This window comes from Paraburkholderia kururiensis, assembly GCF_034424375.1.
In the GTDB taxonomy this organism is placed as follows: Bacteria; Pseudomonadota; Gammaproteobacteria; order Burkholderiales; family Burkholderiaceae; genus Paraburkholderia; species Paraburkholderia kururiensis_A.
The window spans coordinates 965,261-987,979 of the sequence record NZ_CP139965.1; the positions used below are offsets into that span (position 1 = coordinate 965,261).

Genomic DNA, 22,719 nt, shown 5'->3' on the forward strand with positions numbered 1-22,719 from the left:
TGAAACACGTTCAAATTCGAAGCTCAAATGACGTACAGATCGACGTACTCGTTGACCGGCATGGCTTCGAGCCGGGCCTGATCGAGCGACGCGTCGAGAATTGCCTGCTGCTGTTTGCCCGGAAAGCGGCGCGCCAGATTCGTCCTGAACTTCTCGACGAGCAGCGGGATGCCTTCGGCGCGGCGCCGCTTGTGGCCAATGGGGTATTCGACCACGACTTCGGGAAGGACCGTGCCGTCGGCGAACTCGATGGTCAGCGCGTTGGCAATGGAGCGCTTGTCCGGGTCGTGATAATCCTTCGTGAACTGCGGGTCTTCCACGCATTGCATCTTCGCGCGCAGGGTGTCGATGCGCGGATCGGCGGCCACGGAGTCTTCGTAATCCGCCGCCGTGAGCCGGCCGAAGATCAACGGCACGGCCACCATGTACTGGATGCAGTGATCGCGGTCCGCCGGATTCGCGAGCGGCCCCTCTTTGTCGATGATGCGGATCGCGGCCTCATGCGTGCGAATCGTGATCCTCTTGATGTCATCGACGGAGCGGCCCAGCGCCTGCATCTGGCCGTGCAGCGCCATGGCCGCTTCGGCCGCGGTCTGGGCGTGGAATTCGGCGGGAAACGAGATCTTGAAGAGCACGTTCTCCATCACGTACGAGCCGTACGGACGCTGAAAGCGGAACGGGTTGCTCTTGAAGAGCACGTCGTAGAAGCCCCATGTTTGGGCCGTGAGCACCGAGGGGTAGCCCATCTCGCCGGTCTTCGCGATGAGTGCGAGACGCACGGCGCGCGAGGTGGCGTCGCCCGCGGCCCACGACTTGCGCGAACCGGTGTTCGGCGCATGCCGATAGGTGCGCAAAGCATGACCGTCGACGAAGGAGAGCGAAACGGCGTTGATGAGCTCGTCGCGCGTGAGGCCAAGCAACTGGCCCACCACGGCGGTGGAAGCCACCTTCACGAGCAGCACGTGGTCGAGGCCCACTTTGTTGAACGAGTTTTCCAGCGCGATGCAGCCCTGGATCTCGTGCGCCTTCACCATGGCGACCAGCACGTCGCGCATGGCGAGCGGCGGCTTGCCCGCGGCCACGGCAGTGCGCGAGAGCCAGTCGGCAGTGGCGAGAATGCCGCCCAGGTTGTCCGACGGATGACCCCACTCGGCGGCGAGCCAGGTGTCGTTGAAGTCGAGCCAGCGGATCATCGCGCCGATGTTGAAGGCGGCCTGCACCGAGTCCAGCTGGAATGGCGTGCCCGGCACCTTTGCGCCGTGGGGCACGATCGTGCCGGGCACGAGCGGCCCCAGCAGCTTGGTGCACGCGGGGTAGGAGAGCGCTTCGAGTCCGCAGCCGAGCGTGTCGATGAGGCAATGACGCGCCGTCTCCAGCGCGAGGGCGCTGTCGAGACGGTAATCCAGCACGTAATCGACTATGTCGGTCAGTACGTGGTCCGGCTGGGGCCGGACATTGGAAATCGGCGCGGACATCGTGGCTTTCCGTTGAGCGGCTTGGAGCGCTCCGCTTACTGGCTTGCGCCCACTGGGGCAGCAGCGCCGGTGCCTGCGCGGTTCAGCGCGTTGGCTTGCGTCGGCGCCGGCGAGCCTTGTTCCATGGCCAGCGTCTTGCACTCGTCGGCGAGACGCGAGCTGTCCTTGTCGGAGAACAGCATGGCCTTGGCCGGGATCACGACGAGGTCCAGACCGCTGGCGGCGTCGTGGAAACGGTCTGCGCCCGTGGTGGTCACTTCGCGCGGCAGTCGGTAATTCTTGTTGCCCCAGTGAACCGTCACGATCTGGTCGCGCTTCATGTCGCCCTGAAGCATGAACGACAGGCCTTCGTTACAGGACCACTTTTCCGAGCCGTCCGGAATCGGATCGACCTTCGCTTCCTTCGCGGGATTCGGCTTGCGCTTGATCAGGCGGCGCTTCGGCGCAGGTGCCTTCGGCTTGGCGGCCGGCTTGGCCGTCGACGTGCCGCCCTGGGCGAGCGCATCGGTGCCGGTCAGCAGCAACGTCGAGGAAAGGACGCCGACAACGGTGGCGATCAGCAATTTCTTCATGGGAGTAAGCCTTTCTATCTAATCAGTTAAACGTGAACGACCGCGGGTTCAGTGCGTGTTTGCGGCCATCGGGTTGAACTGCACGCGCCCCGAGAGCGCACAGCGGACGCTATTTTCTCCTATTTAGCGCCACAAATTTCAAATTCTCCGGCCCCGTGTAATTCGCGCTGGGGCGGATGATCTTGTTGTCGATGCGCTGCTCGATGATGTGCGCGCTCCAGCCGGAGGTGCGCGAGATCACGAAGAGCGGCGTGAACATGGCCGTGGGCACGCCCATCATGTGATACGAGACCGCGCTGAACCAGTCGAGGTTGGGGAACATCTTCTTGGCGTCCCACATCACGCTTTCGAGCCGCTCGGCGATGCTGAACAGCTTCATGTCGCCGGCTTCCTTCGAGAGTTTTTTAGCGACGTCCTTGATGACCTTGTTGCGCGGGTCCGAGATCGTGTAGACCGGGTGGCCGAAGCCGATCACCACTTCGCGGTTCGCCACGCGCTGGCGGATGTCGGCTTCGGCCTCGTCGGGCGTCTGGTAGCGCGACTGGATCTCGTAGGCGACCTCGTTGGCGCCGCCGTGCTTCGGCCCGCGCAGCGCGCCGATGGCGCCCGTGATGGCCGAATACAGGTCCGAGCCCGTGCCGGCGATCACGCGGCCCGTGAAGGTCGAGGCGTTGAACTCGTGCTCGGCGTAGAGGTTGAGCGACACGTGCATGGCATCGACCCACGACTGGCGCGGCTCGGTGCCGTGCAGCAGGTGCAGGAAGTGGCCGCCGATGGAGTCGTCGTCGGTTTCCACCTCGATGCGCCGGCCGTTGTGCGAATAGTGGTACCAGTACAGCAGCATGGAGCCGAGCGAGGCCATCAGGCGGTCGGCGATGTCGCGTGCGCCGGGCACGTTGTGGTCGTCCTTCTCGGGCAGCACGGTGCCCAGCACGGAGACGCCGGTGCGCATCACGTCCATCGGATGCGCCGAGGCCGGGATCCACTCGAGCGCCGCCTTCAGGTTCGCGGGCAGGCCGCGCAGGGCCTTGAGCTTCGTCTTGTAGGCGGCGAGTTCGGCGGCGTTGGGCAGCTTGCCGTGCACGAGCAGGTAAGCGACTTCCTCGAATTCGCAGGCGCCGGCGATGTCGAGGATGTCGTAGCCGCGGTAGTGCAGGTCGTTGCCGGTGCGGCCCACGGTGCACAGCGCGGTGTTGCCCGCGGTCACGCCGGAAAGCGCGACGGATTTCTTGGGTTTGAAGCCGCCTGCGGCGGACGCCGCGGCTGCGGGCGCGGCCGCGCCATGAGTGCCGTTCGAATGCCTGGTCTCGCTCATCTGCCTTGCTCCTTGCGGTGCGGGCCGTGCGGTGATGTCTCGCCGGCGTGCTTACTTCTTCTGGCCGAACAGCGCGTCCAGTTTCTGTTCGTACGCGTAGTAGCCAATGCTCTCGTAGAGTTCGGTGCGAGTCTGCATGGTGTCGAGCACGGCCTGCTGCGTGCCGTCGCGGCGAATCGCGTGGTACACGTTCTCCGCGGCCTTGTTCATGGCGCGGAACGCCGAGAGCGGGTACAGCACGAGCGACACGTCTGCGCCGCGCAGCTCGTCCACGGTGAAAAGCGGCGTGGAGCCGAACTCGGTGATGTTCGCGAGCACCGGCACCTTCACGGCCTGCGCGAACTGGCGGTACATGCCGAGTTCGGTCATCGCCTCGGGGAAGATCATGTCGGCGCCGGCTTCCACGCAGGCCACGGCGCGCTCGATGGCGGCATCGAGCCCTTCCACCGCCAGCGCATCCGTGCGGGCCATGATGACGAAGTCCGGGTCGATACGCGCGTCCACGGCGGCCTTGATGCGGTCCACCATCTCGGCCTGCGCGACGATCGCCTTGCCGGGGCGATGGCCGCAGCGCTTGGCGCCCACCTGGTCTTCGATGTGCATGGCGCCTGCACCGGCCTTCGTCAGCGCCTTCACGGTGCGCGCGATGTTGAAGGCGGACGGACCGAAGCCCGTATCGACATCCACGAGCAGCGGCAGGTCGCAGACGTCGGTGATGCGGCGCACGTCCGTGAGCACGTCGTCGAGCGTCGAGATGCCGAGGTCGGGCAGGCCGAGCGAACCGGCGGCCACGCCGCCTCCCGACACGTAGATGGCCTTGAACCCCGCGCGCTTCGCGAGCAGCGCGTGGTTCGCATTGATTGCGCCCACCACCTGCAGCGGACGCTCGGCCTCCACGGCGGCGCGAAACGCAGCGCCGGCGGAACGGTAATCAGTGGTCTCGATCATGGTGCGTGCTCCTCGCCAGGACGGCCTGGCCCGAACAGCGGCGCCGCTTCCGGCGGCACGGTGCGACCGGTGGCGCGCGCGCGGCGCAGCACCGACCAGTAGTAGCGGTAGCTCGCGCGGTCGTGCAGCGTGTCGCGATAGCGCGTCGGGCCCCATTGCGCGGCCTGCGCGGCCAGCAAGATCTCGGCGGCCGTCACGATTTCCTCGTCGCGGGGCGCGAACGCCGCGACGATAGCCGGAATCTGTGCGGGATGGATGCTCCACATGCGCGTGTAGCCGAATTCGCTGCGGGCGCGCGCGGCATCGCTTGCTACGACGTTCATGTCGCGCACTTCCGTCGTCACGTTGTGCGAGGGCACTTTGCCGCGGGCGTGGCAGGCCGCGGCGATCTCGAGCTTGGCCCGGCGCACGAGCGGATGGTCGAACTGGCCGGGCGAGCGCATCGCGGTGTCGGGAATGGCGCCGTCGTGTGCGGACACGAAGTCCATCAGTCCGAAGCTGAGCGCCTGCACGCCGGGCAGCGCGGCGAGGTCGAACACGCGTGCGAGCGCGCCGTGCGTTTCGATCAGCAGGTCGACGGGTACCGGCTGGGCAATGCCGAATTCCACCCGCGTGGCTTCGATGAACGCGCACATTTCGGCGGCGTCTGCGACGCTGCGGATTTTCGGCAGCGTGATGTACGCCGGCGCACGGCGGGCGGCGCGCAGGATCACGCGCACGTCGTCGCGCCAGTGGGGATGGTGGAAGTCGTGAATCCGTACGCCGACGCGGCCAAAGCGGTCGTGCTCGCCGCCCACGAAGGACGCGACCAGTTCCGCGTGTTCGGCCTCGCGGCCCACCTGGGCGCCGTCTTCGCAGTCGAGCGTGATATCGAAAACCGGACCTAGCTCCTGCTGCAACGCCAGGGACTTGAGCATCAGCTTCTCGCTGCCGGCGTAGTGATCGCACACGGGCAGGAGGGTGGGCGGCGCTTCGCCGTCAAACAGCACTTCGGCTGGAGTCAGGGCGCGCATCTTCGGCGTGGGGTCTGAATGGAGGGTGGACGAACCTGATTCGGATGCGCTCTGGTCCGCGTCGCCGTCTTCGCTGCGCGTGAAGTTGCGCGGCGTTTGGTCGCATCGCCGAGGCTACCGGCGAAGCGCACCAACAGGGGGCGCGGCGTTTGCGTGCGAAGCCGGATAGAGCGCGTCCGGATCAGGTACATGGGCACGGCGACATGAAGCAGCGCGCGTGACGTCACGTGCCCGGATGCTCGAGAGCATGCGCAAAAAAACCGGAACCCGCCGCACAGCAACGGAGTCCCGGTTGGTCTGCATGCGCGGCTTAGCCGAGCAGGTGCTGCACGCCGTCGCGCTCTTCGAGCAGCTCGGCGAGCGTGCCGTCCATCTTCTCGCGCGAGAAGGCGTCGATTTCGAGGCCTTCGACACGCTTGTACTCGCCGTTTTCGCAGGTCACCGGCACGCCGTAGATGATGTCTTCGGGAATGCCATACGAGCCGTCCGACGGAATGCCCATCGTGACCCACTTGCCGTTCGTGCCGAGCACCCAGTCACGCACGTGGTCGATTGCCGCGTTGGCTGCCGACGCCGCCGACGACAGGCCGCGCGCTTCGATGATGGCGGCGCCGCGCTTGCCGACGGTCGGGATGAAGACGTTGCGGTTCCATTCGTCGTCGTTGATCAGCTTCAGCAGCGACTCGCCTTCGGCCGTCGCGAAACGGAAGTCGGGGTACATGGTGGGCGAGTGGTTGCCCCACACGGCGAGCTTTTCGATAGAGGCAACCGGCTTGCCCGACTTCGCGGCGAGCTGCGACAGCGCGCGGTTGTGGTCGAGGCGCAGCATAGCGGTGAAGTTCTTCTTCGGCAGATCCGGAGCCGACTTCATCGCGATGTAGGCATTCGTGTTGGCCGGGTTGCCGACCACCAGCACCTTGATGTCGCGGCTGGCGACTTCGTTCAGCGCACGGCCTTGCACCGTGAAGATTTCAGCGTTTGCCGAAAGCAGGTCCTTGCGCTCCATGCCCTTCGAGCGCGGACGGGCGCCCACGAGCAGCGCGACGTCGGCGTCCTTGAACGCGACCTTCGGGTCGTCCGTGACCACGACGCCCGCGAGCAGCGGGAACGCGCAGTCTTCCAGTTCCATCACGACGCCCTTGACGGCAGCTTGCGCTTGCGGGAGGTCGAGCAGTTGCAGGATGACGGGCTGGTCTTTGCCGAGCAGGTCGCCGTTCGCGATGCGAAAAAGCAGCGAGTAACCGATCTGACCTGCGGCGCCGGTGACGGCAACGCGCTTTGCGGGCTTAGCCATTGAGAAATCTCCAGGAGGATGCGTTAGACGCCAGAGTAAAACGCCATTCTATATGGGCGTTACGCATAGCGTTCATGAAACGGACGAACAGCGCGGCAGAGCGCAGGCGGCGGGCGCGCGCGGCGCCATCCATGCATCGTTGCCGGTCTTCGCGACAGCGCGTTCGGCACGTCCGGCGGCATCTGGAGGAAGCCGCGGCGGGGCGGATCGAAACCTCTACTGCGTGAATGCGACAGCCTGTGCAGGGCAGCGCCGGTGCGCTGCCCTGCATGCTCGAAAGCCTTGCTGGGCAACGGTCGCCGGCAACCCGCGAACCTTGGCTCGACGTGGAGTGTAGGAGCGGGCCAGGTCAAAGTCAACAGTATCTTATGTCTTATATAAGACATATGTATTGAGCTGGAAAAGCTGGACGGCGGTACGCGCTTTATGTTGAAATGCGCGCATGAATGCGAACCCGGCGAGCACTGCTAACCCCCCTGGCCAGGATGGCGCCGGCACCGGCGCGTCCCCGTCCGGCTCGCCTACGTTCAGCCCCCTGTACCAGCAGATCAAGGGCCTCATTACGCAGAGCCTCGAATCCGGCGAATGGAAGCCCGGTGAAATCATTCCCAGCGAGATGGAACTCGCCGCCCGCTACAAGGTAAGTCAGGGCACCGTGCGCAAGGCGATCGACGAGCTTGCCGCGGAAAACCTGCTCGTGCGGCGCCAGGGAAAGGGTACATTCGTTGCGACCCATAGCGAAGATCGCGCCCAGTTTCGCTTCCTCAGATTGCTTGCGGATGACGGCGCGGAACATCCGCACGTCAGCAAGCTGCTCGAATGCCGGCGCCTGCGCGCCACAGCCGAAATCGCACGCCAGCTGGAGCTGAAGCCCGCCGATCCCGTCGTGCTGATCCGGCGCCTGCTGCAGTTCGACGGCGAAGCCACCGTACTCGACGAGATCTGGCTGCCCGGCGGGCTGTTCCGCGGCCTCACGCTCGAGCGCCTCTCCGAGTACAAGGGTCCGCTTTACGCGATGTTCGAATCCGAGTTCGGTACGCGCATGATTCGTGCGTCCGAGAAAATCCGGGCGGTGGCTGCCGACCCGGCCGTGGCCGAGCAACTACATGTGCCGTCGGGCTTTCCGCTGCTTTCCGTCGAACGCGTGTCGTACACGTACGGCGACAAGCCCGTCGAGGTGCGGCGCGGTTGGTATGTCACGAGCGGGTACTACTATCAAAACGATCTGAGCTGAACCGGCGAATGCGCGGCTTTGTGCGCATGCGGCGGATCAGCAGAAGAGAAGCGGGCCGAAGCAGGACAGAAGCAGCAAGACACGCCTCTTTATCGCGCAAACAGCAACGGTCATTGCAGGACTTTCGCTGCAGCGCGCAAAGAAAAGGCGCTAAAATTGCGGATTGGTGTGACTACAAAAGTAGGGGTCTAGCATGGCTGAAGCCGTAAAAAAACCGAGGCCGGAATTCCGGAACATCGGGCTCGGGCAGATATTGTTCGCGTACCGTCTGCCTCTCGCAGGGCGCGTATCGATCCTTCATCGCGTAAGCGGTGCATTGCTGTTCATCTTCCTGCCCTTCCTGCTGTATCTGTTCGATCAGAGCCTCACCTCCGAACTCAGCTTCGAAGTGTTCAAAGGCTTCCTGTCCAACGTCATCGTCAAGCTCATCGTGCTGGTCCTCTCCTGGGCCTTCCTCTTCCACTTCTGCGCCGGCGTCCGCCACCTCGTGATGGATACCAACCACGGCGCGGTGTCCAAGGAAAAGGGCAAGCAGACCTCGATCGTCGTCCTCATCGTTTCCTCGCTCCTTACTCTTGCCGTGGCGGCAAAACTCTTCGGGGTGTTCTGAAAAAATGGCAACCAATAACCGCATCGGTCCGAAGCGTCTTGTCGTCGGCGCGCACTACGGCCTGCGCGACTGGCTCGCGCAACGCATCACCGCCACCGTCATGGCGATCTACACGATCATCCTGCTCGTCTGGTTCTTCGCCGCGCAGGCCTTTTCCTACGACGGCTGGGCCTCGATCTTCGCCACGCAATGGATGAAGCTCGCCACCTTCGTCACGCTGCTCTCGCTCTTTTATCACGCCTGGGTCGGTGTGCGCGACATCTGGATGGACTACGTCAAGCCGGTTGGCGTGCGGCTCGTGCTGCAGGCCCTGACGATCCTCTGGCTGCTCGCATGTGCGGGCTACGCTGCGCAGATTCTCTGGAGAGTGTAAAAGAATGGCTGCAATCAAAAGTTCTCTGCCGCGTCGCCGCTTCGACGTGGTGATCGTCGGCGCAGGCGGCTCGGGGATGCGCGCGTCGCTGCAACTGGCACGTGCCGGCCTGTCGGTCTGCGTGCTCTCGAAGGTGTTCCCCACCCGTTCGCACACGGTTGCGGCGCAAGGCGGCATTGGCGCCTCGCTCGGCAACATGAGCGAAGACAACTGGCACTACCACTTCTACGACACCATCAAGGGCTCTGACTGGCTGGGCGATCAGGACGCCATCGAGTTCATGTGCCGTGAAGCGCCGAACGCGGTCTACGAACTCGAACACTTCGGCATGCCCTTCGACCGCAACGCGGACGGCACGATCTACCAGCGTCCGTTCGGCGGCCACACCGCGAACTACGGTGAAAAGCCGGTGCAGCGCGCCTGCGCGGCTGCCGACCGTACCGGCCACGCGTTGCTGCATACGCTGTACCAGCAGAACGTTGCAGCGAAGACGCAGTTCTTCGTCGAATGGATGGCGCTCGACCTGATCCGCGACGCAGAAGGCGACGTGCTCGGCGTCACGGCGCTCGAAATGGAGACGGGCGACGTCTACATCCTCGAAGGCAAGTGCACGCTGTTCGCCACGGGCGGCGCGGGCCGCATCTTCGCGGCGTCCACCAACGCGTTCATCAACACGGGCGACGGCCTCGGCATGGCGGCGCGTTCGGGCATTCCGCTCGAAGACATGGAGTTCTGGCAGTTCCACCCCACCGGCGTGGCCGGCGCGGGCGTGCTGATCACCGAAGGCGTGCGCGGCGAAGGCGGCATTCTGCGTAACGCCAACGGCGAGCGCTTCATGGAGCGCTACGCGCCCACGCTGAAAGACCTGGCGCCGCGCGACTTCGTCTCGCGTTCGATGGACCAGGAAATCAAGGAAGGCCGCGGCGTGGGTCCGAACAAGGACCACGTGCTGCTCGACCTCTCGCACATCGGCGCCGAGACGATCATGAAGCGTCTGCCGTCGATCCGCGAAATCGCGCTGAAGTTCGCGAACGTCGACTGCATCAAGGAACCCATCCCCGTCGTGCCGACCATTCACTACCAGATGGGCGGCATTCCGACGAACATCCACGGTCAGGTGGTGGGCACGCCGAAGGGCCACGAAGACCCGATCAACGGCTTCTACGCCGTGGGCGAATGCTCGTGCGTCTCGGTGCACGGCGCGAACCGCCTGGGCACGAACTCGCTGCTCGACCTCGTGGTGTTCGGCCGCGCGGCCGGCAACCACATCGTGAAGCACGTGAAGGAAATCAAGGAGCACAAGCCGCTGCCGGCCGATGCCGCCGACTTCTCGCTCGCGCGTCTCGACAAGCTCGAAAAGTCCAGCTCCGGCGAATACACGCAGGCCATCGCGAACGACATCCGGTCGACCATGCAGAAGCATGCCGGCGTGTTCCGTACCTCGGCGCTGCTCTCGGAAGGCGTGGGCGAAGTGGCCGAACTCGCGAAGCGCGTGGAGCACGTGCATCTGAAGGACAAGTCGAAGGTGTTCAACACGGCACGCGTCGAAGCGCTGGAACTCGCGAACCTGATCGAGGTGGCGCGCGCAACGATGGTGTCCGCCGAAGCCCGCAAGGAAAGCCGTGGCGCGCACGCGCACAGCGACTACGAACATCGCGACGACGAAAACTGGCTGCGCCATACGCTGTGGTACAGCGAAGGCGACCGCCTCGAATACAAGCCGGTTCACATGAACCCGCTCAGCGTCGAGTCGGTACCGCCGAAGGCGCGTACGTTCTAAGCCAAAGCCAGACCAAAAGGAATCGGAAATGGCCAAACGAATTTTTGAAGTCTACCGCTACGATCCGGACAAGGATGCCGCCCCGCGCATGCAGACGTACGAGCTCGAAATCGAGCACGAGCGCATGCTGCTCGACGCGCTGGTGAAACTGAAGGCGCTGGACGAGACGCTGTCGTTCCGCCGCTCGTGCCGGGAAGGCGTGTGCGGGTCCGACGCCATGAACATCAACGGCAAGAATGGGCTGGCGTGCCTCACGAACCTGAACGACCTGCCGCAGAAGATCGTGCTGCGTCCGCTGCCGGGTCTGCCGGTGGTGCGCGACCTGATCTGCGACTTCACGCAGTTCTTCAACCAGTACCACTCGATCAAGCCGTACCTCATCAACGACACGCCGCCGCCCGAGAAGGAGCGTCTGCAGTCGCCGGAAGAGCGTGACGAGCTGGACGGCCTGTACGAGTGCATTCTGTGCGCGAGCTGCTCCACGTCGTGCCCGAGCTTCTGGTGGAATCCCGACAAGTTCGTGGGTCCGGCCGGGTTGCTGCAGGCCTATCGCTTCATCGCGGACAGCCGCGATCAGGCGACGGGCGAGCGTCTCGACAACCTCGAAGATCCGTACCGTCTGTTCCGTTGCCATACGATCATGAACTGCGTCGACGTTTGCCCGAAGGGGCTGAACCCGACGAAGGCGATCGGCAAGATCAAGGAACTGATGGTTCGCCGCACCGTTTGACAGGACCAGTCGTGATGGAAGGACCTTCTCACCAGTCCGATCCTCTTCGCCGCGCGCGCCTTCGCTGGCGTGCGCGGCGCGGCCTGCTCGAAAACGACCTGATTTTCGAGCGCTTTTTCGGCCGCTACGAGCATGACCTCAGCGATGCCGATGTCGGCGCGCTCACGCGCCTCTTCGAGCTGAGCGATAACGACCTGATGGACTTGCTGCTTGCACGCAAGGAACCGGAAGGCGACCTTGCCGACCCGGACATCAAACGGGTGCTGGAGCGGCTGCGCGCAGTCTGACCGCAGGCGGGCCGGGCCTCACGGGCTGGCTCCAGGCGTGCAACATATATCGAAATCCAGTTTCTACACTTCGATTGAGGATGAGCTATGACCCCGTCAGATGTTAAAGCCACGCTATCGTTCAGCGATAACTCGCCGAGCGTCGAAATGCCGATTTACAAGGGCACGATGGGCCCGGACGTCATCGATATCCGCAAACTGTACGGCCAGACCGGCAAGTTCACGTACGACCCGGGCTTCATGTCGACGGCGGCATGCAATTCGGCGATCACGTACATCGACGGGGACAAGGGCGAGCTGCTGTACCGCGGCTACCCCATCGACAACCTCGCGCAAAACGCCGACTTCCTCGAAACCTGCTACCTGCTGCTCAAGGGCGAACTGCCCAACCCGGCCCAGAAGGACGAGTTCGTGAAGACCGTCACGAGCCACACGATGGTCCACGAGCAGATGCAGTTCTTCTTCCGCGGCTTCCGTCGCGACGCGCATCCGATGTCGATTCTCGTGGCCGCGGTGGGCGCGCTCTCGGCGTTCTATCACGACTCGCTCGACATCAATAACCCGCACCATCGCGAAGTGTCGGCGATCCGCATGATCGCGAAGCTGCCCACGCTCGTGGCGATGGCGTACAAGTACAGCATCGGCCAGCCGTTCGTGTATCCGCGCAACGACCTGTCGTACAGCGCGAATTTCATGCGCATGATGTTCTCGAACCCGTGCGAGGAGTACAAGGTCAACGACGTGCTGGTGCGCGCACTCGACCGCATCCTGATTCTGCATGCGGACCACGAGCAGAACGCGTCGACCTCGACGGTGCGCCTGGCGGGTTCGTCGGGTGCGAATCCGTTCGCGTGTATCGCGGCCGGTATCGCATGTCTCTGGGGCCCCGCGCACGGCGGCGCCAACGAAGCGGCGCTCAACATGCTCGAAGAGATCGGCTCGCCCGACAACATCCCTGAATTCATCCGTCAGGTGAAGGACAAGAACTCGGGCGTGAAGCTGATGGGCTTCGGTCACCGCGTCTACAAGAACTACGACCCGCGCGCGAAGCTGATGCGCGAGACGTGCCACGAAGTGCTCGAAGAACTGGGCCTGCACGACGACCCGCTCTTCAAGCTCGCCATGCAGCTGGAAAAGATCGCGCTGGAAGACGAATACTTCGTGTCGCGCAAGCTGTACCCGAACGTGGATTTCTACTCGGGCATCGTGCAGCGCGCACTCGGCATTCCGACCTCGATGTTCACCTGCATCTTCGCGATGGCGCGCACGGTGGGCTGGATTGCGCAGTGGAATGAAATGATCGCCGACCCCGAGCAGAAGATCGGCCGTCCGCGCCAGCTGTTCGTCGGTGCAACGCCGCGCGAAGCGAAGCCGATCTCTCAGCGTTGATAGCGCTGGCGTGCGAGGCGTAGCAAGTCGCATCGCACGCACTAAGCACACTGCGCTCCAACAGGAGCCTCCAATAGACGCCTCGATGGGCTTGAGCCCTCGGGGCGTTTTCATTTGGCCGCGCGGCGTGAGGCTATGGCGCGCGTACACAGTAATGTTTGCCGAGCCGCACGTTCGCGTGCGTGCTGCCGAAGTCCGGCAAGATGAAGCCATCCGCCCCGATACGCTGAAGCGCATCTGCGAGGCCCTGCAATGGCAATCCCGCGATCTGTTCCAGTGCCGCCCTGACGAAGCAGGTTCGACAGGCGACGCAGCCGACAGAACGCGGCCGTCCCGGCGTCCGGGTAACATCGATACAGGTATTGAAACTACCAGCCAACTCACTGTTTTTTATCGGGTTTTTCCTTGAGTGGCGGGCAAAACCCGGGGGCTGCGTGGCATAATCGTCCAACACATATCGCATTGCCCGCAGTCACTTTCTCCCCGCATATCATGGCCAAGACTCTCTACGACAAATTGTGGGACTCCCATGTCGTCCGCACGGAAGAAGACGGCACGACGCTGCTCTACATCGACCGTCACCTGCTGCACGAAGTGACGAGTCCGCAGGCGTTCGAAGGTCTCAAGATCAATAGCCGTCCGGTGTGGCGCATCAGCGCCAACCTGGCCGTCTCGGACCACAACGTGCCCACCACGGACCGCAGCCACGGCATTGCCGACCCGGTCTCGAAGCTCCAGGTCGATACGCTCGACAGCAATTGCGACGCCTTCGGCATCACGCAATTCAAGATGACGGACAAGCGCCAGGGCATCGTGCATATCGTCGGCCCCGAGCAGGGCGCGACGCTGCCTGGCATGACGATCGTCTGCGGCGACTCGCACACGTCCACGCACGGCGCGTTCGGCGCGCTGGCGCACGGCATCGGCACGTCGGAAGTGGAGCATGTGCTCGCCACGCAAACGCTGCTGCAAAAGAAGAGCAAGAACATGCTCGTGAAGGTGGAAGGCCCGCTGCCGCGCGGCTGTACCGCGAAGGACATCGTGCTCGCGATCATCGGCAAGATCGGCACGGCGGGCGGCACGGGTTACGCGATCGAGTTCGGCGGTTCCACCATCCGCTCGCTCAGCATGGAAGGCCGCATGACGGTCTGCAACATGGCGATCGAAGCGGGCGCGCGCGCCGGCATGGTCGCCGTGGACGACACCACGATCGAATACCTCAAGGACCGTCCGTTCTCGCCGCAGGGCGTCGAATGGGACCAGGCCGTGGCGTACTGGCGGAATTTCCGTTCCGACGAGGGCGCGCAGTTCGACCGCGTGGTCGAACTGGATGCCGCGGAGATCGTGCCGCAGGTCACGTGGGGCACGTCGCCGGAAATGGTGACGTCTATCGATAGCCGCGTGCCGGACCCCGAGCGCGAAAAAGATCCGGTGAAGCGCGACGCCATGGAGCGCGCGCTGCAGTACATGGCGCTCGAACCCAACACGCCCATCGACGCCATCAAGCCGGACAAGATTTTCATCGGCTCGTGCACGAACGCGCGTATCGAAGACCTGCGCGCCGCCGCGTACGTGGTGAAGAAGCTGGGCCGCCGCGTGGCGCCGAACATTCGCCTCGCGATGGTGGTGCCGGGCTCGGGTCTCGTGAAGGCGCAGGCCGAGCGCGAAGGTCTCGACAAGGTCTTCACCGACGCCGGCTTCGAATGGCGCGAGCCGGGCTGCTCCATGTGTCTCGCGATGAATGCGGACCGTCTGGAGCCGGGCGAGCGTTGCGCGTCCACGTCGAATCGCAACTTCGAAGGCCGTCAGGGCGCGGGCGGACGCACGCACCTCGTGAGCCCCGCAATGGCCGCGGCCGCTGCGATCGAAGGGCACTTCGTCGACATTCGCAAGCTGGGTTAAAACCCTCGTCTCATTCAGGGTGACGGATCATGGATAAATTCGTTGTGCACACCGGCGTCGTGGCGCCGCTCGATCGCGAGAACGTGGATACGGACGCGATCATCCCGAAGCAGTTTCTCAAGTCGATCAAGCGCACGGGGTTCGGTCCGAACGCGTTCGACGAATGGCGCTACCTGGATCACGGCGAGCCGGGCCAGGACAACTCGAAGCGTCCGCTGAACCCGGACTTCGTGCTGAACCAGCCGCGCTACCAGGGCGCGTCGATCCTGCTGGCGCGCAAGAACTTCGGCTGCGGCAGCTCGCGCGAACACGCGCCGTGGGCGCTTCAGCAGTACGGCTTTCGCGCCATCATCGCGCCGAGCTTCGCGGACATCTTCTACAACAACTGCTTCAAGAACGGTCTGCTGCCCATCGTGCTGACCGAGCAGCAGGTCGATCACCTGTTCAACGATACGTACGCGTTCAACGGCTACCAGCTTACCGTCGATCTGGACAAGCAGATCGTGCGCACGCCGGATGCCCGCGAATATCCGTTCGAAGTGGCGGCATTCCGTAAGTACTGTCTGCTGAACGGCTTCGACGACATCGGCCTCACGCTGCGTCACTCGGACGAGATTCGCCGGTTCGAAGCGGAGCGTCTTGCGAAGCAGCCGTGGCTGAATCACCGGATCGTCGGCTAACAGCGACGGGCATGGCGCCGCTCTGGCGGCATCGAAGTGCAAGAGTCAAACAGAAACAGCAAGGAAACATCGGATGAAGATCGCAGTGTTGCCCGGCGACGGCATCGGCCCGGAAATCGTCAAGGAAGCCGTCAAGGTACTGAACGCCCTTGGCGAAAAGTTCGAACTGGAAGAAGCGCCCGTGGGCGGCGCGGGCTACGAGGCCAAGGGCCATCCGCTGCCCGACTCCACGCTCGCGCTGGCGAAGCAAGCCGACGCGATTCTGTTCGGCGCCGTGGGCGACTGGAAGTACGACTCGCTGGAGCGCGCGCTGCGTCCCGAGCAGGCCATTCTCGGTCTGCGCAAGCACTTGCAGCTGTTCGCCAACTTCCGTCCGGCCATCTGCTATCCGCAGCTGACGGGTGCGTCGTCGCTGAAGCCGGAAATCGTCTCGGGCCTCGACATCCTGATCGTGCGTGAACTCAACGGCGACATTTACTTCGGCTCGCCGCGCGGCGTGCGCGAGGCGCCGGACGGTCCGTTCGCCGGCGCGCGGGAAGGCTTCGACACGATGCGCTATTCGGAGCCCGAAGTGCGTCGCATCGCGCACGTCGCATTCCAGGCGGCGCAAAAGCGTGCGAAGAAGCTCACGTCGGTCGACAAGGCCAACGTGCTCGAAACCTCGCAGTTGTGGAAGGACGTGATGATCGACGTCGCGAAGGAATATCCGGACGTCGAGCTTTCGCACATGTACGTGGACAACGCGGCCATGCAGCTCGTGAAAGGCCCGAAGGCGTTCGACGTGATCGTCACCGGCAACATGTTCGGCGACATTCTCTCGGACGAAGCGGCCATGCTGACGGGCTCGATCGGCATGCTGCCGTCGGCGTCGCTCGATGCGAACAACAAGGGGCTGTACGAGCCGTCGCACGGCTCGGCGCCGGACATCGCCGGCAAGGGCGTGGCCAATCCGCTCGCCACGATTCTTTCGGCCGCGATGATGCTGCGCTACTCGCTGAACCGCGCGGAGCAGGCCGACCGCATCGAAAGCGCGGTCAAGAAGGTGCTGGAGCAGGGCTATCGCACGGCTGACATCCTCACGCCGGGTTGCACGCAGGTCGGCACCGAGGCAATGGGCGACGCTGTTCTGGCGGCGCTTTAATCGCGCTGACGTCCGGCGGCGCCACGAAGGCAACGTCGCTTGCGGGGTCGGATGTGCCGGCCCCGTCTTGTGCGCCCGTGGTGTTCCGCTGCGACAACTTGTCATGAGTGCGGCAAAGCGGACCGTATCCGCTTGAATTTGTTGGTTTTCGTGTAGACTGTTGCGATGGCGACGATCCCCCAGATCCTTTCGATTTCGAAGCTTCACGGCAAAACGGCCCGTGCAGTTTCGTTCGCCATGTCGTTCTCCATCACCACCATCAAAACGATTACCCCGAAAACGATCACGAAGCGCTGATCGTCCGTCGTGCCCGCCCGTCTTCCCCGCGCGGTCACGCCGGGCAAGATAGCGGGGAAGTGTCCATTTCAAGGGTAAGTCATGAACGTAGGTCTCGTAGGTTGGCGCGGAATGGTCGGCAGCGTCCTCATGCAACGCATGCAGGAAGAGCGTGATTTCGACCTCATCGAACCGGTGTTTTTCAGCACCAGCAACGCAGGCGGCGACGCGCCGTCGTTCGCGAAGAACGAGACGAAGCTCAAAGATGCCTCGAGCATCGACGACCTGAAGAAGTGCGACATCATCATCACCTGCCAGGGCGGCGACTACACGAACGACGTGTTTCCGAAGCTGCGCGCGGCGGGCTGGAACGGCTACTGGATCGACGCGGCTTCGTCGCTGCGCATGAAGGACGACGCGGTCATCATCCTCGACCCGGTCAACCTCGACGTCATCAAGGACGCGCTCGTCAAGGGCCAGAAGAACTTCATCGGCGGCAACTGCACGGTGAGCCTCATGCTCATGGCGCTGGGCGGCCTGTTCCGCGAAAACCTCGTGGACTGGATGACCGCGATGACCTACCAGGCGGCCTCCGGCGCTGGCGCGCAGAACATGCGCGAGCTGCTGCAGCAAATGGGCACGCTGTACGGCGCAGCGAAGGAAGACCTGGCAAACCCGTCGTCGGCCATTCTCGACATCGACCGCCGCGTGCTGGCCGCCATGAACAGCGACCGCATGCCGGTGGACCACTTCGGCGTGCCGCTCGCCGGCTCGCTGATTCCGTGGATCGACAAGGACCTCGGCAACGGCATGTCGCGCGAAGAATGGAAGGGCGGCGCCGAAACCAACAAGATTCTGGGCAAGCCGGCCATGGGCCAGCCGGGCTCCATTCCCGTGGACGGACTGTGCGTGCGTATCGGCGCCATGCGCTGCCACTCGCAGGCGCTCACCATCAAACTGCGCAAGGACGTGCCGCTCGACGAAGTCAACAGCATCCTCGCTTCCGGCAACGATTGGGTGAAGGTGGTGCCGAACGAACGTGAAGCGTCGATGCGCGACCTGTCGCCTGCGGTGGTGACGGGCACGCTGACGGTGCCGGTGGGTCGCCTGCGTAAGCTCGCGATGGGCGGCGAATACCTGTCGGCGTTCACCGTGGGCGACCAACTGCTGTGGGGCGCGGCCGAACCGCTGCGCCGCATGCTTCGCATCCTGCTCGACAAGTAAAGTAAACTACGCGCTTACGACGCGTAACCAACTTTCAAGAAGCGTCGCGCCAGTCGCGGCGCTTTTTTATTGTGCGCCGCGAATCCTTTCTCCATCCCCAACACAATCCGCGTGACGACGCGCAAACGATTCCAATGATCGTTCGATTCGATTCCGTTGAACCCGCTCGTGCGGTTCGGTCCCGGAAGGCTGGCAGCCAGTTGCGCAGCAGCCTGGCTGCGGCCATCGCCGTGGCGTTGCTGGCGCCCGGCCTCTCGCACGCCGCGCCTGCTGCGTCTGCTGCGGGTATGAACGCTGGCGCGAGCGCACCTGGCGCCGCCAGTGTGGCGACCGCAGCCGCTGCCGGCGCTGCCAGTCAATACACCGTGCGCCCCGGACAGTCGCTCAACGACGTGGCGATCGACGTCACGCAATCGCACGATCGCGCCACGCTCGCCCGCGCGGCGCGCGCGTTGTTCGACGCGAATCCGGCCGCGTTCATGGGCCACGATCCGAGTCGCCTGAAGCTGGGCGCTGTGCTCAATGTGCCCGCGCTCGACGCGACGGGCGCGCTTGCCGTGAGCGGTGCGGCGGCGGGGACCGCTGCGTCGGCCACTTCCGCGGCAGCTGCTACTGCGGCGAGCGCTGGCGCCATTTCCTCGCAGGCGGCGGGCGGTGCATCGCATGCGCAAGGACAGGCGGCCAACGCCATGGCCGGCACGGCTGCGTCGGCATCGGGTACTGCGACCTCGGCTCCCGCAGCGACGGGCGCCAGCGCCCCTGCCGGCGCCAATGGCTCGACACCCGCAGGGGCGTCGGCGCCTGCAACGGCTTCCGCTTCTCCTTCCGCTTCGTCCGCACCGGCAACATCCGCAACATCCGCAGCAGCCGTCCCCGGCCCAGCCGTGCCGGCCGCTACCGCGAGCGGCACGCACGTCTGGAGCGGCGCGATTCAGCCTGCGGCGAGTGAGCCGACGGGCGCAGCGCCGGCCAGTGCTCCTTCTGCGTCCAGCGCATCCCGGGCTCAGCCGGCTACGCCGGCCGCCGCCGCGCAACCGGCTTCGCAAGCCCGCGTTCCGCTGTCCAGCCTCCAGCAATTGCTCGCACTGAAAAACCGGGTGCTGATGGAGTTGCAGAAGCATGGCATCGGCGCCGGGAAGTCCGTTCCGCAGAACACCGGTGCCGCTACGTCGGGTGCGGCGGCGCAAGCGCCCGTCGGCGGCGCGTCGCAGGGCGCGGTGAAACCCTCCAGCGATGTACCGGCTACCTCGACTCCAGCAACGGGTTCACGGGCTGCTGGCGGACAGTTCCAGTTGCCGCCCGTCGAGCCTGCCGTGGCGGCCGGCTTGGGCGCTGCAGTGGTGGCACTGATCGTCGGTTTCGCCGTTACCCGGCGTAAGCGTAAGGCGAAGACGGCAATTGCCGATGACGGCGCGCCGTCGGCGCCCGATGGCGACAAAGTGCACGGCGAGGCACGGCGCGCAGCGGCGACGGGCGCGGGCCTCCTTGCCGCAGACGCCGCCGCGCACATGGCTCGCCAGAACGAAGAGGCCGCCGCTTCGGCGGGCGACGACGTCGTGCCGGAACTCGTGCCGACGCTCATGCCGGGCGGGGCGTCGTCGGATTCGGTGGTGTCCTCGAAGGCCGAGCCTGAAGGGCATGTGGACGATGTGGAAAGCAGCGGCGCTCGCGACGAAGAGGTGTCGGCCTACCGGCACGAAGCCGCATTCGACTCTGCCACATCACACGAACACGCCGCACCCGGAGCGCAGGAGACCGGCCCCGAGTCGTTGGACCACGCAACAGAGGCGGCCAGCCTTGCGGCGGCAGCGGAACTAGGCGCCGACGCATTGCCGCCGACGCATTTCGACCTCGTCGGCACCCGTGAGCATGCGCAGTACGAGACGGAAGGCGAGAGCGAATTGGCTGCTCGACCTCACGCCGTCGAACCCCAAACGGTCGACGATGCGACCCGCGCCGCCAGCCTTGCCGCGGCCGCGGAGCTGGGCGCCGAGGCGTTGCCGCTGCGGGAACCGGAACCCCAGCAGGGCGCGATGGATGGCGTTCCGCCATTCGCACAGCCTGAAGACGCAAAGCTGAGCCAGCCGGAGCCGCCGCAGGATCAACACGCGGCAGCCGAGGCTCACGAAGGGCCGTCGGCCGCGCAAGTGGAGAGCACGTCCGCTGCTTCCGCGGAATCCGAAGCCTCCACGCAACCTGCACCGGCGTTCCCGCACGAAGCCGTCACGGCGCTGGGCAGCCTCGACATGCCGTTGCCGCCACGCGTCGAGCAGCCGTCGGATGCAGAGTCGGCGTCCGCACCGATCCCGCCCGTTTCGCGCCCGATCGCCTACGCCGGTTTGGCCGAGGCTTTGACCCGCGGAGCGAACGCGAGCGCCGCGCCGGCAGCGGAACCGTCCGAAACCGCTTCGGCAGGCGCCGCGCCGGAGTCGCTCTCGGTACAGCCCGTCGCATCGCCGGAGGCCACGGCGCAGCAGGCCGTTCCGGAGCCCGCATCGGCCCCGGCCACGGTGGCGAGCGAAATCGCCGCGGGCACGGCCGGCGCCGCGGCAGTGGCCGGGCTCGGTGCGGCCCGATTCGGCCCGCTGAAGCTCGATTTCGACCTCGAATTGCCGCCCAGCCCCGCGCAGCCGCTGCCCGCGTTCACGCCGGAGCAACTGGCGAAGATCGCGCGCAACAAGCTGGAGCTTGCTTCCGAGTACATTCAGCTGGGCGACCTGGCGGGCGCACGCACGCTCATCAACGAGGTGATCGAATCGAACGATGCCGGCACGCGCGACGAAGCGCGCGCGTTGCTGTCCACCCTCGCTCCGTTGTCCTGACGTTCGCCGTATGCGCATTGCCTTGGGAATCCAGTACGACGGCGCGGCGTTTTGCGGCTGGCAGTCGCAGCCGCACGGACGCACGGTGCAGGACGAACTCGAACGCGCTTTGCTTGAGTTTGCGCAGACGCCCTTGCAGACCGTGGTGGCGGGACGCACGGATACAGGCGTCCACGGCCTGGGCCAGGTGGTCCACTTCGAGACGGAGCTGGATCGTGCGTCGTTTTCGTGGGTCCGCGGCACGAACGCGTTCTTGCCGTCGACTGTCGCCGTGCAGTGGGCCAAGCCCATGCCCGAGGCGTTTCACGCACGTTTTTCGGCCTTCGAGCGCACCTACTACTACGTGCTGTATGTGCACCCCGTGCGTTCGCCGATGCTTGCGGGCCGGGCTGGATGGATCCATACGCCGCTCGACGTCGACGCGATGCGCGAGGCTGCTGCCTGCCTGATCGGCGAGCACGATTTTTCGGCGTTCCGGTCCTCCGAGTGCCAGGCCAAGACGCCGGTGAAGCATCTGCATCAGATCGACATTCGACCGCAGGGCGACTTCATCCACTTTCGGTTTCGCGCGAACGCGTTCCTGCATCACATGGTGCGCAACCTGATGGGGTGCCTCGTCGCGGTGGGACGCGGACGTTATCCTGTGGCGTGGCTCGCGGAGGTTCTCGATAGCCGCGACCGCAACCGCGCCGCCCCCACGTTCATGCCGGAAGGGCTTTATCTGGCGCGCGTGGGCTATCCTGCCGAATTCGAGGTGCCTGGCCCGCACGCCGGCAGCGTGCCCTGGAGCGCCGTGTGGGCGGACGACGATGCGCCTCGTGCCGCCGCCGCGCTGAGCGCTCAACCCGAACAGCAGACAAGCGATCGATCATGACGAACCCAGCCGCATCATCCGCCGAAGGTCGCGAGTCCAACGGCCAGCCAGCGCCGCGACATCGCACGCGGGTGAAGCTGTGCGGCCTCACGAAGCCGGAAGACGTGGAGCAGGCCGTTGAACTGGGCGCGGACGCCATCGGCCTCGTGTTCTACCCGAAGAGCCCGCGTTACGTCAGCATCGCTCAGGCCGTGGAGATGATGCGCGACGTGCCGCCGTTTCTTTCGGTCGTCGGGCTCTTCGTCAACGCCACGCCCGAATGGATCGGCGAGGTGGCGAGCAACGTGCCGCTCACCCTGCTGCAGTTTCACGGCGACGAAACGCCCTCGCAATGCGAGACGCTCGCGGGCGTTGCCGGTTTGCCCTGGTTGCGCGCGCTGCGGGTCGCGGCCGATACTCGTCGGACCGATTTGCTAGAATCGGCGCTTAACTATTCATCAGCCAACGGTTTGCTGTTCGACGCGCTTGTCGAGGGCTACGGTGGCGGCGGGAAGGTTTTCGATTGGTCACTTATCCCAGCAGAGCTCGCGCGTCGGGCCGTTTTGAGTGGTGGGTTGAACGCGCAAAACGTCGGTGAGGCGATCCGCCGTGTGCGTCCGTATGCCGTCGATGTCTCCAGTGGCATCGAAGTGCCGGGCGTAAAGGGCGTGAAAGACCACGCCCGAATGGCGGCGTTCGTACGCGCAGTGCGCGAAGCGGACGCGGGATGATTTCAGGCGGTGAGGCATGGCCCGGCCCAACGAGCGCCAGGCGGCCGCACCCCTCACTTCAGAGTGACTC

Annotated in this window: 21 protein-coding genes; 15 read left to right on the plus strand and 6 right to left on the minus strand. The window is 64.8% G+C overall.

The window, feature by feature from the left end; all coding sequences use genetic code 11:
• Positions 1-23 precede the first annotated feature (23 nt).
• The 6 genes from U0042_RS04400 to U0042_RS04425 all read right to left on the minus strand — a co-directional run bounded on the left by U0042_RS04400 (position 24) and on the right by U0042_RS04425 (position 6,617).
• Complete coding sequence (locus U0042_RS04400) at positions 24-1,475, minus strand: bifunctional 2-methylcitrate dehydratase/aconitate hydratase (protein ID WP_114815394.1); 1,452 nt, start codon at positions 1,473-1,475, stop codon at positions 24-26.
• 35 nt (positions 1,476-1,510) lie between these two features.
• Positions 1,511-2,047 carry a hypothetical protein gene (locus tag U0042_RS04405; protein WP_017773235.1) on the minus strand — a complete coding sequence of 179 codons (537 nt, stop codon included), beginning with the start codon at positions 2,045-2,047 and terminating at the stop codon, positions 1,511-1,513.
• A 109-nt stretch (positions 2,048-2,156) separates the two neighbouring features.
• The gene (gene prpC, locus U0042_RS04410; RefSeq protein ID WP_327205031.1) at positions 2,157-3,362 is read right to left on the minus strand and encodes a bifunctional 2-methylcitrate synthase/citrate synthase; all 1,206 of its coding nucleotides are present in this window, start codon (positions 3,360-3,362) and stop codon (positions 2,157-2,159) included.
• A 51-nt stretch (positions 3,363-3,413) separates the two neighbouring features.
• Positions 3,414-4,310 carry a methylisocitrate lyase gene (prpB, locus tag U0042_RS04415; RefSeq protein WP_042304164.1) on the minus strand — a complete coding sequence of 299 codons (897 nt, stop codon included), beginning with the start codon at positions 4,308-4,310 and terminating at the stop codon, positions 3,414-3,416.
• Positions 4,307-5,323 (minus strand): HpcH/HpaI aldolase/citrate lyase family protein, encoded by a 1,017-nt coding sequence (locus U0042_RS04420; protein ID WP_114812798.1) that lies wholly within the window; start codon positions 5,321-5,323, stop codon positions 4,307-4,309. Before U0042_RS04420 ends, prpB begins: the two co-directional genes overlap by 4 nt.
• Before the next feature lie 310 nt (positions 5,324-5,633).
• Entirely contained in the window at positions 5,634-6,617 is a 984-nt protein-coding gene (locus U0042_RS04425; RefSeq protein WP_114812800.1) for a malate dehydrogenase, read from the minus strand.
• 442 nt (positions 6,618-7,059) lie between these two features.
• Here U0042_RS04425 and U0042_RS04430 point away from each other — a divergent pair, with 442 nt between their 5' ends.
• From U0042_RS04430 to U0042_RS04500, 15 genes are all read left to right on the plus strand, one after another.
• Complete coding sequence (locus U0042_RS04430; RefSeq protein WP_114812802.1) at positions 7,060-7,851, plus strand: GntR family transcriptional regulator; 792 nt, start codon at positions 7,060-7,062, stop codon at positions 7,849-7,851.
• A 193-nt stretch (positions 7,852-8,044) separates the two neighbouring features.
• Positions 8,045-8,461, plus strand: coding sequence for a succinate dehydrogenase, cytochrome b556 subunit (gene sdhC / locus U0042_RS04435; protein ID WP_114812803.1), 417 nt, complete (start codon positions 8,045-8,047; stop codon positions 8,459-8,461).
• Positions 8,462-8,465: 4 nt separating this feature from the next.
• Positions 8,466-8,834: a succinate dehydrogenase, hydrophobic membrane anchor protein gene (sdhD, locus tag U0042_RS04440; RefSeq protein ID WP_114812805.1), complete on the plus strand. Its 369-nt coding sequence runs from the start codon at positions 8,466-8,468 to the stop codon at positions 8,832-8,834.
• A gap of 4 nt (positions 8,835-8,838) precedes the next feature.
• Positions 8,839-10,614: a succinate dehydrogenase flavoprotein subunit gene (gene sdhA, locus U0042_RS04445; protein WP_114812807.1), complete on the plus strand. Its 1,776-nt coding sequence runs from the start codon at positions 8,839-8,841 to the stop codon at positions 10,612-10,614.
• 28 nt (positions 10,615-10,642) lie between these two features.
• Positions 10,643-11,344: a succinate dehydrogenase iron-sulfur subunit gene (locus tag U0042_RS04450; RefSeq protein ID WP_042304169.1), complete on the plus strand. Its 702-nt coding sequence runs from the start codon at positions 10,643-10,645 to the stop codon at positions 11,342-11,344.
• Between the two features lie 14 nt (positions 11,345-11,358).
• Positions 11,359-11,631, plus strand: a complete 273-nt coding sequence (locus U0042_RS04455; protein WP_114812809.1) for a succinate dehydrogenase assembly factor 2 — start codon at positions 11,359-11,361, stop codon at positions 11,629-11,631.
• Between the two features lie 87 nt (positions 11,632-11,718).
• The gene (gene gltA, locus U0042_RS04460) at positions 11,719-13,020 is read left to right on the plus strand and encodes a citrate synthase (RefSeq protein WP_114812811.1); all 1,302 of its coding nucleotides are present in this window, start codon (positions 11,719-11,721) and stop codon (positions 13,018-13,020) included.
• Positions 13,021-13,174: 154 nt separating this feature from the next.
• Complete coding sequence (locus tag U0042_RS04465) at positions 13,175-13,429, plus strand: helix-turn-helix domain-containing protein (protein WP_157977867.1); 255 nt, start codon at positions 13,175-13,177, stop codon at positions 13,427-13,429.
• An 83-nt stretch (positions 13,430-13,512) separates the two neighbouring features.
• Positions 13,513-14,922, plus strand: a complete 1,410-nt coding sequence (gene leuC, locus U0042_RS04470; protein ID WP_114812813.1) for a 3-isopropylmalate dehydratase large subunit — start codon at positions 13,513-13,515, stop codon at positions 14,920-14,922.
• A 29-nt stretch (positions 14,923-14,951) separates the two neighbouring features.
• The gene (gene leuD / locus U0042_RS04475) at positions 14,952-15,602 is read left to right on the plus strand and encodes a 3-isopropylmalate dehydratase small subunit (RefSeq protein WP_114812815.1); all 651 of its coding nucleotides are present in this window, start codon (positions 14,952-14,954) and stop codon (positions 15,600-15,602) included.
• A gap of 73 nt (positions 15,603-15,675) precedes the next feature.
• Complete coding sequence (leuB, locus tag U0042_RS04480) at positions 15,676-16,743, plus strand: 3-isopropylmalate dehydrogenase (RefSeq protein ID WP_114812817.1); 1,068 nt, start codon at positions 15,676-15,678, stop codon at positions 16,741-16,743.
• Positions 16,744-17,121: 378 nt separating this feature from the next.
• Entirely contained in the window at positions 17,122-18,243 is a 1,122-nt protein-coding gene (gene asd / locus U0042_RS04485; RefSeq protein WP_114812819.1) for an aspartate-semialdehyde dehydrogenase, read from the plus strand.
• Positions 18,244-18,443: 200 nt separating this feature from the next.
• Complete coding sequence (locus tag U0042_RS04490) at positions 18,444-21,065, plus strand: FimV/HubP family polar landmark protein (protein WP_232833471.1); 2,622 nt, start codon at positions 18,444-18,446, stop codon at positions 21,063-21,065.
• A gap of 10 nt (positions 21,066-21,075) precedes the next feature.
• Entirely contained in the window at positions 21,076-21,939 is an 864-nt protein-coding gene (gene truA / locus U0042_RS04495; protein ID WP_114812823.1) for a tRNA pseudouridine(38-40) synthase TruA, read from the plus strand.
• A complete protein-coding gene (locus tag U0042_RS04500; RefSeq protein ID WP_114812825.1) occupies positions 21,936-22,649 on the plus strand; it encodes a phosphoribosylanthranilate isomerase in 714 nt (237 codons plus the stop codon). Before truA ends, U0042_RS04500 begins: the two co-directional genes overlap by 4 nt.
• The last annotated feature ends 70 nt before the right edge of the window (positions 22,650-22,719 follow it).

Bases quoted from the DNA above. Each gene is read 5' to 3' on its own strand.
- U0042_RS04400 (WP_114815394.1), bottom strand. From the start codon at position 1,475: ATGTCCGCGCCGATTTCCAATGTCCGGCCCCAGCCGGACCACGTACTG.
- U0042_RS04405 (WP_017773235.1), bottom strand. From the start codon at position 2,047: ATGAAGAAATTGCTGATCGCCACCGTTGTCGGCGTCCTTTCCTCGACG.
- prpC (WP_327205031.1), bottom strand. From the start codon at position 3,362: ATGAGCGAGACCAGGCATTCGAACGGCACTCATGGCGCGGCCGCGCCC.
- prpB (WP_042304164.1), bottom strand. From the start codon at position 4,310: ATGATCGAGACCACTGATTACCGTTCCGCCGGCGCTGCGTTTCGCGCC.
- U0042_RS04420 (WP_114812798.1), bottom strand. From the start codon at position 5,323: ATGCGCGCCCTGACTCCAGCCGAAGTGCTGTTTGACGGCGAAGCGCCG.
- U0042_RS04425 (WP_114812800.1), bottom strand. From the start codon at position 6,617: ATGGCTAAGCCCGCAAAGCGCGTTGCCGTCACCGGCGCCGCAGGTCAG.
- U0042_RS04430 (WP_114812802.1), top strand. From the start codon at position 7,060: ATGAATGCGAACCCGGCGAGCACTGCTAACCCCCCTGGCCAGGATGGC.
- sdhC (WP_114812803.1), top strand. From the start codon at position 8,045: ATGGCTGAAGCCGTAAAAAAACCGAGGCCGGAATTCCGGAACATCGGG.
- sdhD (WP_114812805.1), top strand. From the start codon at position 8,466: ATGGCAACCAATAACCGCATCGGTCCGAAGCGTCTTGTCGTCGGCGCG.
- sdhA (WP_114812807.1), top strand. From the start codon at position 8,839: ATGGCTGCAATCAAAAGTTCTCTGCCGCGTCGCCGCTTCGACGTGGTG.
- U0042_RS04450 (WP_042304169.1), top strand. From the start codon at position 10,643: ATGGCCAAACGAATTTTTGAAGTCTACCGCTACGATCCGGACAAGGAT.
- U0042_RS04455 (WP_114812809.1), top strand. From the start codon at position 11,359: ATGGAAGGACCTTCTCACCAGTCCGATCCTCTTCGCCGCGCGCGCCTT.
- gltA (WP_114812811.1), top strand. From the start codon at position 11,719: ATGACCCCGTCAGATGTTAAAGCCACGCTATCGTTCAGCGATAACTCG.
- U0042_RS04465 (WP_157977867.1), top strand. From the start codon at position 13,175: ATGTTTGCCGAGCCGCACGTTCGCGTGCGTGCTGCCGAAGTCCGGCAA.
- leuC (WP_114812813.1), top strand. From the start codon at position 13,513: ATGGCCAAGACTCTCTACGACAAATTGTGGGACTCCCATGTCGTCCGC.
- leuD (WP_114812815.1), top strand. From the start codon at position 14,952: ATGGATAAATTCGTTGTGCACACCGGCGTCGTGGCGCCGCTCGATCGC.
- leuB (WP_114812817.1), top strand. From the start codon at position 15,676: ATGAAGATCGCAGTGTTGCCCGGCGACGGCATCGGCCCGGAAATCGTC.
- asd (WP_114812819.1), top strand. From the start codon at position 17,122: ATGAACGTAGGTCTCGTAGGTTGGCGCGGAATGGTCGGCAGCGTCCTC.
- truA (WP_114812823.1), top strand. From the start codon at position 21,076: ATGCGCATTGCCTTGGGAATCCAGTACGACGGCGCGGCGTTTTGCGGC.
- U0042_RS04500 (WP_114812825.1), top strand. From the start codon at position 21,936: ATGACGAACCCAGCCGCATCATCCGCCGAAGGTCGCGAGTCCAACGGC.